The organism is Klebsiella sp. MS 92-3 (assembly GCF_000195655.1).
Taxonomy (GTDB): Bacteria; Pseudomonadota; Gammaproteobacteria; order Enterobacterales; family Enterobacteriaceae; genus Klebsiella; species Klebsiella pneumoniae.
In genome coordinates this window covers 827-9,634 of the sequence record NZ_GL882820.1, presented here as the reverse complement: position 1 = coordinate 9,634, position 8,808 = coordinate 827, and the positions used below count along the sequence as shown (strand labels likewise).

General features: G+C 61.1%; 9 protein-coding genes. 6 read left to right on the top strand and 3 right to left on the bottom strand.

The features are described from left to right. A partial coding sequence (locus tag HMPREF9538_RS11005) for a DMT family transporter (RefSeq protein WP_050541596.1) occupies positions 1–782 on the bottom strand: 782 nt, incomplete at its 3' end. A gap of 124 nt (positions 783–906) precedes the next feature. Between HMPREF9538_RS11005 and HMPREF9538_RS11010 the strand changes: the two genes are divergently transcribed. After that, entirely contained in the window at positions 907–2,241 is a 1,335-nt protein-coding gene (locus HMPREF9538_RS11010) for a PLP-dependent aminotransferase family protein (RefSeq protein WP_004223519.1), read from the top strand. Here HMPREF9538_RS11010 and HMPREF9538_RS11015 read toward each other — a convergent pair. Then, complete coding sequence (locus HMPREF9538_RS11015; protein ID WP_004176948.1) at positions 2,238–3,701, bottom strand: PLP-dependent aminotransferase family protein; 1,464 nt, start codon at positions 3,699–3,701, stop codon at positions 2,238–2,240. The genes HMPREF9538_RS11010 and HMPREF9538_RS11015 overlap by 4 nt on opposite strands. 241 nt (positions 3,702–3,942) lie before the next feature. On the opposite strand from HMPREF9538_RS11015, the gene HMPREF9538_RS11020 reads away from it, so the two are divergent. The 4 genes from HMPREF9538_RS11020 to HMPREF9538_RS11035 are packed head-to-tail and all read left to right on the top strand — an operon-like array spanning position 3,943 to position 6,917. Then, on the top strand, positions 3,943–4,794 hold the full coding sequence (locus tag HMPREF9538_RS11020) for a transporter substrate-binding domain-containing protein (RefSeq protein WP_002893184.1): 852 nt from the start codon (positions 3,943–3,945) through the stop codon (positions 4,792–4,794). Between the two features lie 47 nt (positions 4,795–4,841). Continuing rightward, on the top strand, positions 4,842–5,483 hold the full coding sequence (locus HMPREF9538_RS11025; protein WP_004142522.1) for an amino acid ABC transporter permease: 642 nt from the start codon (positions 4,842–4,844) through the stop codon (positions 5,481–5,483). A gap of 14 nt (positions 5,484–5,497) precedes the next feature. Beyond that, the gene (locus tag HMPREF9538_RS11030) at positions 5,498–6,163 is read left to right on the top strand and encodes an amino acid ABC transporter permease (protein ID WP_002893189.1); all 666 of its coding nucleotides are present in this window, start codon (positions 5,498–5,500) and stop codon (positions 6,161–6,163) included. Next, positions 6,156–6,917 carry an amino acid ABC transporter ATP-binding protein gene (locus HMPREF9538_RS11035; RefSeq protein WP_004151676.1) on the top strand — a complete coding sequence of 254 codons (762 nt, stop codon included), beginning with the start codon at positions 6,156–6,158 and terminating at the stop codon, positions 6,915–6,917. The genes HMPREF9538_RS11030 and HMPREF9538_RS11035 overlap by 8 nt, the downstream gene beginning before the upstream one ends. Positions 6,918–6,970: 53 nt before the next feature. Here the strand turns inward: HMPREF9538_RS11035 and HMPREF9538_RS11040 are convergent, their stop codons facing one another. Further along, positions 6,971–7,735 (bottom strand): SDR family NAD(P)-dependent oxidoreductase, encoded by a 765-nt coding sequence (locus HMPREF9538_RS11040; protein WP_009485410.1) that lies wholly within the window; start codon positions 7,733–7,735, stop codon positions 6,971–6,973. A 180-nt stretch (positions 7,736–7,915) separates the two neighbouring features. Here HMPREF9538_RS11040 and HMPREF9538_RS11045 point away from each other — a divergent pair. Beyond that, a partial coding sequence (locus tag HMPREF9538_RS11045; RefSeq protein WP_009485409.1) for an aminotransferase class III-fold pyridoxal phosphate-dependent enzyme occupies positions 7,916–8,808 on the top strand: 893 nt, incomplete at its 3' end.

Sequence of the window (8,808 nt, the reverse complement as noted above, 5' to 3'; positions counted from 1 at the left end):
GACAGACTGCGGACACGGAGCCGCTTGTGTACCGGGTGGCGGCGGCGCCCCGCCCCCCCCCCCGCGCGGGCCCCCCCTTTGTACCAGAAGATGAAGCCGATCAGCATGCTGAACAGCGACACATAGCCGAGCGCGACCCAGGAGGAGGCCGAGATGGCATGCCAGGAGGCGGGCTGAACCAGCAGCGAGGCGGGGAGCATCAACGGCAGGGCAATCACCAGCGCCCAGCAGATCACCTGCCAGCCGCCGAGCTCCCGCGTCAGCTTCGCCCCTTCCGCATAGCCGAGGCCGCAGACGATAACCGCCGCCAGCATCAGCAGATCGCCGCTGAGTGAGGCCGCCGCATTTTGCGTCAGGGCGAATCCCACCACCAGCAGGCTGCCCAGCAGCGAAAAGATCCAGAAAGCCCGCCGCGGGCGTTCGCCGCCGCGCAGTACGCCGAAGAGGGCGGTCATCAGCGGCAGCAGGCCAATAAACACAATCGAATGCGCCGAGGTGATGCGCTGCAGGGCCAGCGCCGTGAGTAGCGGAAAGCCGAGCACCACCCCGGATGAGACGATGATCAGGGACACAAGCTGCGCCAGGCGCGGGCGTTTCTGGCGAAAGCCCACCAGCAGCGCGATGGCAAGCAGCCCGGCGATAGAGGCGCGCAGAAAGGTCAATAACAACGGATCCATATCCTGCACCGCCAGCCGCGTCGCGGGCAGCGAACCGCTGAAAATGATCACCCCCAGTAAACCATGAAGCCATCCGGACCAGGGGCCGGGCGCCGATTTATCCAGTGTTGAATCTACCACGTTAACCTCGCGTTATCTGATTGGGCTGCGCCCGCTTGAGCATCGTCAGCGGCGATGGTAATGTGCCCAATCTAATACAATCAAATTATTGTCATAGATACATTTCGCGATGAAAGCCCGATATAAAGCCGTTGTCGATCGATATGCGCAGGCGATCCGCAGCGGGCAGCTGCCCGCAGGCAGCCGTCTGCCGACGCACCGTACCCTTGCCGCCGGGGAGCGCATCTCGCTGGCCACCGCCACGCGCGTCTACCGTGAACTGGAAGAGATGGGGCTGGTCAGCGGCGAAACCGGCCGCGGCACCTTCGTGCGCGACCTCTCGCTGCCGCCGGGGCATGGGGTCGATCAGCAGGTGGTCGCCGCCGATGTTGTGGATCTCAATTTCAACTACCCTTCGCTGCCGGAGCAGGGCGATGCGCTGCGCGAGGCGCTCAGGCAGCTGGCGATGGCGGGCGATATTGACTCGCATCTGCGCTATCAGCCTCATGCAGGGCGGCTCGCCGAGCGGGACATTATCGCCCGCCATTTGACCTGCCAGCACTTTGCGCCGGACGCGGAAAATGTCCTGATCGTCAACGGCGCACAGCACGGGCTGGCGGTGACCGTCATGGGGCTGTTACGTCCGGGGGATGTGGTGGCGGTGGATGCCCTGACCTATTCGGGCTTCAAAGTTCTGGCGGCGCTGTATCATCTGGAGCTGGCGGCGATCCCCTGTCGGCCGGAGGGACCGGACCTGCGGGCGCTTCATACGCTGTGCCAGCAGCGGCGGGTGCGGGCGGTGTATACCATGCCGACGCTGCACAATCCGCTGGGCTGGGTGCTCAACACCGGGCAGCGACAGGCGCTGGCCGATCTCGCGCGCCAGCACGATCTGCTGATTATTGAAGATGCCGCCTATGCCCGGCTGGTGAGCCATCCGCCGCGGCCGGTGGTCAGCTATGCGCCGGAAAGAACGGTGTATGTCACCGGATTTTCAAAAAATATCGCCACCGGACTGCGCGTGGGGGTGGTGATTTCTCCGCCGCGCTATCGGCCGGAGATTGAGCGCGCCATCCGGGCCACGACGTGGAATACGCCGACGCTGATAAGTTCGCTGATCTGCGCCTGGATTGAAGATGGCACGGTGGCGCGCTTTGAAACGCAGAAACGCCAGGATGCGCGACAGCGGCAGCAGGTGGCCCGCGAGGTGCTTTGTGGGCTTCCCGTCGTCAGTCATCCCGATTCGTACTTCGTCTGGCTGCCGCTGGGTGAAGAGAGCCGGGCCGATCGGCTGGCGAATGCGCTGATGGAACGCCGCATTTCGGTATCGACCGCCGAGCCGTTCTGCGTCTCCGCCACGATCCCGCAGGCGCTGCGCATTGCGCTCGGATCGGTGCCTTTCGACAGCCTGCGCCCGGCGCTGCTCAGCGTGCGCGACGCCGTTGAGTATGAACAATACCGCTAACCCATCTGCTCCAGCTGGCCGCGCAGGACCTCCACCCCCTGGGCGATGGCGTCAGGGTTAATGGCGTGGAATCCCATGCGAAAATAGTTATCCGGCGGCGCGGCGCTGAGAAAATGGCGCGCCCCGGGCTCAATCAGCACGCCGGCGTGGGCGGCGCGCCAGGTGAGCTGCTGGGTGTTGATCTGCGCCGGGGTCTGCAGCCAGAAGGCGTTAGCATGTTCGCTCCCTGCCAGCGCGCGACACGACGGCAGATAGCGCTGCAGGGCGGCGTGCAGACGCTCCCAGCGCTGGGCGGAGTCATAGTGGTAGCGCCGCAGATGGGTTTCATAATGGCCCTGTGCAAGGAAGTGGGCCATCTGGTACTGAATGTTGGTCGGCGGATGGCGATAGACCAGCCGGCGTAGGGCGCGCGCCTCGTCGATCAGGTCCGGGTCGGCGACCATAAACCCCAACCGCAGCCCCGGTGACAGCGCTTTTGACAGGCTGCTGACATACACCACCCGGCCGCTGCGATCGCTGGCCTTCAGCGCCGGCAGCGGGTTGAGGGTAAAGTTACTCTCCGAGTCATAATCATCTTCAATAATGACCGCGTCATGGCGGGCGGCATGCTCCAGCAACTGGCGACGCCGCGCACTGCTCATGGTCACCCCGGTGGGCACCTGATGGCCTGGAGTGACATAGTAGTAATCGCAGGGACGCTCATTAAGCACGATCCCCTCTTCATCCACCGGGTGCGGCACCACCTCGGCGTCGGCGAGCAGAAAGGTGTTGATGGCTTCGCGGAAGCAGGGGTTTTCGACGCCAATGCGGGTGGTGGAAGAGAGCAGCAGTCGGGTCAGCAGGTAGAGGGCATTTTGCGAGCCAAGGGTGATGAGAATTTCATCCGGCGCGGCGACAATGCCGCGCTTGGGCAGCACCCGGGTGCGGATCTGCTCGATCAGCATCGGCACATCCTGGTCAATATGGTCGATGACCCACGCCGGGTCGCGCACCCCGCCGTGCAGCCAGTTCGCCGCCGAGCGCCAGGTGGCCAGCGGGAATTGCCGGGTATCGGGCTGGCCGTAGATAAACGGGTAGCGGTAGTGCATCCAGCCCGCCGGTTTGAGGATCGACTCCTGCTGGCTGGGGGTCATCTGCAGCCGGTCGCCCCAGCGTGGTGCAGCCGCTTCGCGCTGCGGTGCACTCTCGACGGCGGCAGGCGAAGCTTCATGATAGTCGGGATGCAGGTAGTAACCGCTGCGTGGGCGGCTAATCAGGTAGCCCTCGTTGACCAGACTTTCAAACACCAGCGCGGTGGTGTTGCGCGAGACGCGAAGCTGGCTGGCCAACTGGCGACAGGAGGGCAGCGGGGTGTCGGCGGCGAAGATCCCGCTGAGAATGGCATTCACCAGCGTCTCTCGCACCTGTTCCTGCAAACCGCGGCCAGGCTGAAAATCAACGTGTAACAGGTGACGGATCATACGGGGCTCCTCTGGCAATAACGCATTGCGACCACCCGTTACACTCAGCAAATTCCATACCACCCTGCCGCCATCTGACACAGCGATGCGGCCCATCTGGCTCTATACGGAATTGAAAAACGCTCCCACATTAAAAACGTATTCAGCCGCCGTGGACTGGAACGTCCCCGGCCACTATTTTGCAGAAACCTTTTCGCGTTCTGGAATGAACCCGTCTGGCCAATCCATCAGGGGTGAAATAATGAAAAAATCATTGGCATCAATGTGTCTGAGCGCTGTATTAACGGTCGCTTTTTCTTATCACGCCGTCGCGGCCGATCTTCCGGAAATAGAAAAATCCGGCACCCTGAAAGTGGCGACGGAAGATGATTATGCGCCGTTTAACTTTATGAATAATGGCCAGGCCGATGGCTTTAACAAAGATATGCTTGAGGAATTACGTAAGTACGCCAAATTCCATGTCGACCAGAGCATATTACCGTGGACCGGATTATTAGCGGCTGTCTCCACCGGGCAATACGATATGGCCTTAACCGGGGCGGTTATTACCGATGAGCGGCTGAAGGTCTTTGATTTCACCCCACCGTGGGCCTCCGCGCAGCACTATTTCGTCAAACGCGCTGGCGATACCTCGCTAAATACCATTGCCGATCTCAGCGGCAAAAAAGTGGGGTTACAGGCCGGGAGCGCGCTGCTGGCGCGTTTGCCGGAGCTGAAGGCGATGCTGGAGAAGACCGGCGGCAAGCTGGGACCGGTGGTGGAGTATCCCTCCTATCCGGAAGCCTACGCCGACCTGGCGAATAAGCGACTGGATTACGTGATTAACGTGGTGATCTCGGTAAACGACCTGGCGAAAGCCAAACCGAAGGTCTTCGCCAAAGGGCTGGCCGTCTCCGGACCGGGCTATATGGCGTGGCCGATCCCGAAAAACTCGCCGCAGCTGCTGGCCTATATGACCAAGTTTATGAACCACATGAAGGAGACCGGCAAGCTCGCCGAGCTGCAGAAAAAATGGTTTGGCGAAACCTATGACAACCTGCCGACCGAGGCGATCACCAGCCCGGAACAGTTTCACAAACTCGCCGGACTGTAATATTCCGCGGCGGGCGACCGCCGCCTGTTGTTGAGAAGGAGGGCCTCATGGATGCAATTTCCTGGCAGTTATTAATCGAAGGCGCATGGACGACCCTCTGGATTTCGGCCATCGCTATCGCCTTCGGGGTGGTGGCTGGCCTGCTGATCGCCCTGGTACGGATGCTGCGCCTGCCGGTGATCGACCAGCTGCTGGTGGTCTATATCAGTCTGGCCCGCGCGACGCCGCTGGTGACGCTGGTGCTATTTCTGTTCCTTTCCCTGCCCACGATGGGCATTAACCTCGACAAGAACGTGGCCGCCATTGTGGCGCTGACGCTTAACACGTCGGCGTTTAACGCTGAAATCTGGCGCAATGCCTTCCGCACCTTTCCGCGCGAACAGCGGGAGGCGGCGGAGTCGGTGGGAATGCGCCGCTGGACTTACTTCCGCTACATCATGCTGCCACAGATGTGGATCGAGAGCCTGCCGGCGCTGGTCAATGAGATGTCCTTTTTGATCAAAGGTAGCCCGGCCATCGCCGTGATTGGCGTGGTGGATCTCACCCGGGTCACCAACCGTATCTCCTCGGTCACCTACGAGCCGCTGTCGCCGATCCTCGCCGCCGGCCTGCTGTATGTGGTGATCATCGGCTGTTTGTTGAAGCTGCAGGGTATCGCGGAACGTAAAGCCAGGCGTCTGGCGCGCTAGGAACGGGAGGCATTATGAATCAGTGGGGCGTTATCTGGTCGGTTCGCGATAGCTTTATTGCCGGGTTATTCGCGACCCTCGAACTGTTTATTACCGCCGCCCTGGCGGCGCTGATTATCGGTATTGCGCTGTGTTATTTTAGCGAATATCAAAAGAAAGTGATTAACCGGATTATTATTGGTTTCGTCAGCCTGATGCGCGCGATCCCTTTTTTGATCCTCGCTTATCTTCTGTATTACGGGCTGCCGCAGCTCGGTATTAGCATGGAGCCGTGGACCGCCGGTTTACTGGCCCTGATTATTTATCATGGCGCCTATTTCTTTGAAATATTGCGCAGCCAGCGGCGGGTATTTTCCGGCGGATATATTGAAGCGGCAATTGCTCAGGGCTTTTCTCGCTATGCCATTTTTCGGCGGATTATTTTACCCAATATCGTCTCTTCCGCCTTACCGCTGATCGGCAATCAGCTGATTATTTGCCTGAAGGACACCGCTTTCCTGAGCATTATTACCGTTCAGGAGATCACCGCCGCCGCCAACAGCGTCCAGGCGACCTATTTTATTCCGTTTAACGCCTTTATCGTCGCCATTGGGCTTTACTGGGCGATCAGCATTCTACTGGAGCTGCTGATTAAGCGCCTGACCGCCTGGGGAGCCAAAAGAGGAATGAGCCATGCCTGAGTCTATTGCCGTAAGCGTCAAAAACGTCTCCAAACAGTTCGATAATGTGGAAGTCCTGCGGGATATTAACCTGACGGTGGAGAAGGGGACCGTGGTGAGTATTCTCGGCTCGTCCGGGTCGGGAAAATCCACCCTGCTGCGCTGTATGAACTGGCTGGAACAGCCGGACCGCGGTGAAATTCATATCGGCGGTCAACGGCTGGGGATTGATGAACAGCGCGGCCGGGCGATGTCGCACCGCCAGCTGGCCAAAATCCGCGAGCGGGTGGGGATGGTCTTTCAAAGTTTTAACCTGTGGCCGCACCTGACCGTGCAGCAGAACGTCAGCGAGGCGCTGCTGCGCGTTAAGGGCATGAAACGAGACGAGGCGAAGGCCATGGCCATGCAGCAGCTGGAGAAAGTCGGCATGGCGCACAAAGCCGATGTCTACCCGATCACTCTCTCCGGCGGACAGAAGCAGCGGGTGGCGATCGCCCGTTCGCTGGCGATGTCGCCGGAAGTTATTCTCTTCGATGAACCGACGTCGGCGCTGGATCCGGAACTGGTTAATGAGGTGTTGGGGGTAATGAAAGCCCTTGCCGCCGAGGGCTACACCATGGTGGTGGTGACCCACGAGATGGATTTTGCCCGCCAGGTGTCCAACGAGGTGGTGTTTCTGGAGAAGGGACTGCTGATTGAGAAGGCGCCGCCGGAGAAGTTCTTCACTCAGCCTGACTCCGAACGCGTCAGGCAGTTTCTGCAAAGCAGCCGTTAGTCCGGCCTGCATCCCCTGCCGGTATCGCCGACAGGGGATGCGTCGGGTTTCGCTTAATCCCGGTCGATAGCGAACGGCTGCCACGCCTGACGCACCGGCATCACCTCCACCCGGTTAATGTTCATATGCGCCGGCAGCGTGGCGATATAAAACATCTGCTCGGCGATATCGCGCGCGCTCAGCGGCGTGGTGCCGCGATAGAGCTTATCCGATGCCGCCTGGTCGCCTTTGGTTCGCACCAGGGTAAATTCGGTCTCGGCAATCCCCGGCGCCAGATCGGTGACCCGCACGCCGGTGCCAAGCAGATCGCAGCGCAGGTTATAGCTGAACTGCTTCACAAACGCCTTGCTGGCGCCATACACATGGCTGCCGGGATAGGGCCACTGCCCGGCGATCGAGCCGATATTGATAATGCTCGCCCCGGCGCCATGGCGGATCAGCGTCGGCAGCAGGGCGTGGGTCATCGTCACCAGACCAGTGACGTTGGTGTCGATCATCGTTTTCCAGTCCTCCAGCGCCACCTCCTGCGCCGGCAGCGGCGACAGCGCCAGCCCGGCGTTGTTGATCAGGGTGGTGATATCGGCGAAATCGGCGGGCAGCGACGCCACGGCGGCAGCCACCGCCTCGCTGTCACGAACGTCAAGCTCAATAATATGCACCGGCACCCTGGCGGCGAGTCTGTCCTGCAAGGCCTTCAGTCGCGGATAGCGGCGCCCGCTCAGCACCAGCGACCAGCCCGCGTCGGCAAACACCTGCGCTGCCGCTTCGCCAAAACCCGAGGTCGCCCCGGTGATAAACACTACGTTGCTCGTTGCCATCTCATTCTCCTGTGCGGTTGTCCCTTCACTATAAAAACGCCGGACGACAAGGCACAGGGCCAGACGACGGGCGGGGATGTGACACCGTGTCACATCGTTATGCGCGCACTGGCTCTATCCGATTTGCGCGGCCAAGGCCAATGATGAAGCCAACCACTACGACATGAGAGAGGGCAGGGTATGAAGCTGGCAATTCACAACGAGGTCGCGGTAAGCAATGACGAAGTTCGGCAATTAGATCGCGCCTATGTGTTTCATTCATGGTCGATGCAGGGCAATCTCAACCCGCTGGTCATCGCCGGGGCGCAAGGCTGCGATCTATGGGATTATGAGGGGAACACCTGGCTCGATTTCAGCAGCCAGCTGGTGAACGTCAACATTGGCTATCAGCACCCCCGGGTACTGGCGGCCATGAAGGCGCAGCTGGAAAACCTGGTCACCATCGCGCCCGCCACCGCCAACCTTGCCCGCGGCGAAGCAGCGAAGCGCATCGTCGACCTGGCGCCGGCGGGCTTCAGTAAGGTGTTCTTCACTAACGCCGGGGCGGATGCCAATGAGAACGCGATTCGCATGGCGCGGCTCTATACCGGGCGCGACAAGGTGCTGTCGGCCTATCGTTCCTATCATGGCAACACCGGCAGCGCGATCGCCGCTACCGGCGACTGGCGCCGGGTGCCGAATGAGTTCTCCCGCGGCCACGTTCACTTCTTCAACCCCTACCTTTACCGCAGCGAGTTCAACGCCGCGACTGAGGAAGAGGAGTGCCAGCGCGCGCTGGCGCATCTGCGGCGGATCATTGAATGCGAGGGGCCGACGGCCATCGCGGCGATCCTGCTGGAGTCCATCCCCGGCACCGCCGGGATCCTCGTGCCGCCGGCAGGCTATATGCAGGGCGTGCGCGCCCTGGCCGACGAGTTTGGCATCGTGCTGATCCTCGATGAGGTGATGGCCGGCTTTGGCCGCACCGGCAGCTGGTTCGCCTTCGAGCAGGATGGCGTGGTGCCGGATCTGGTGACCTTTGCCAAGGGGGTTAACGCCCGCGCCGGGGCGGCGGGGGGGGGGGGGGGGGGGGC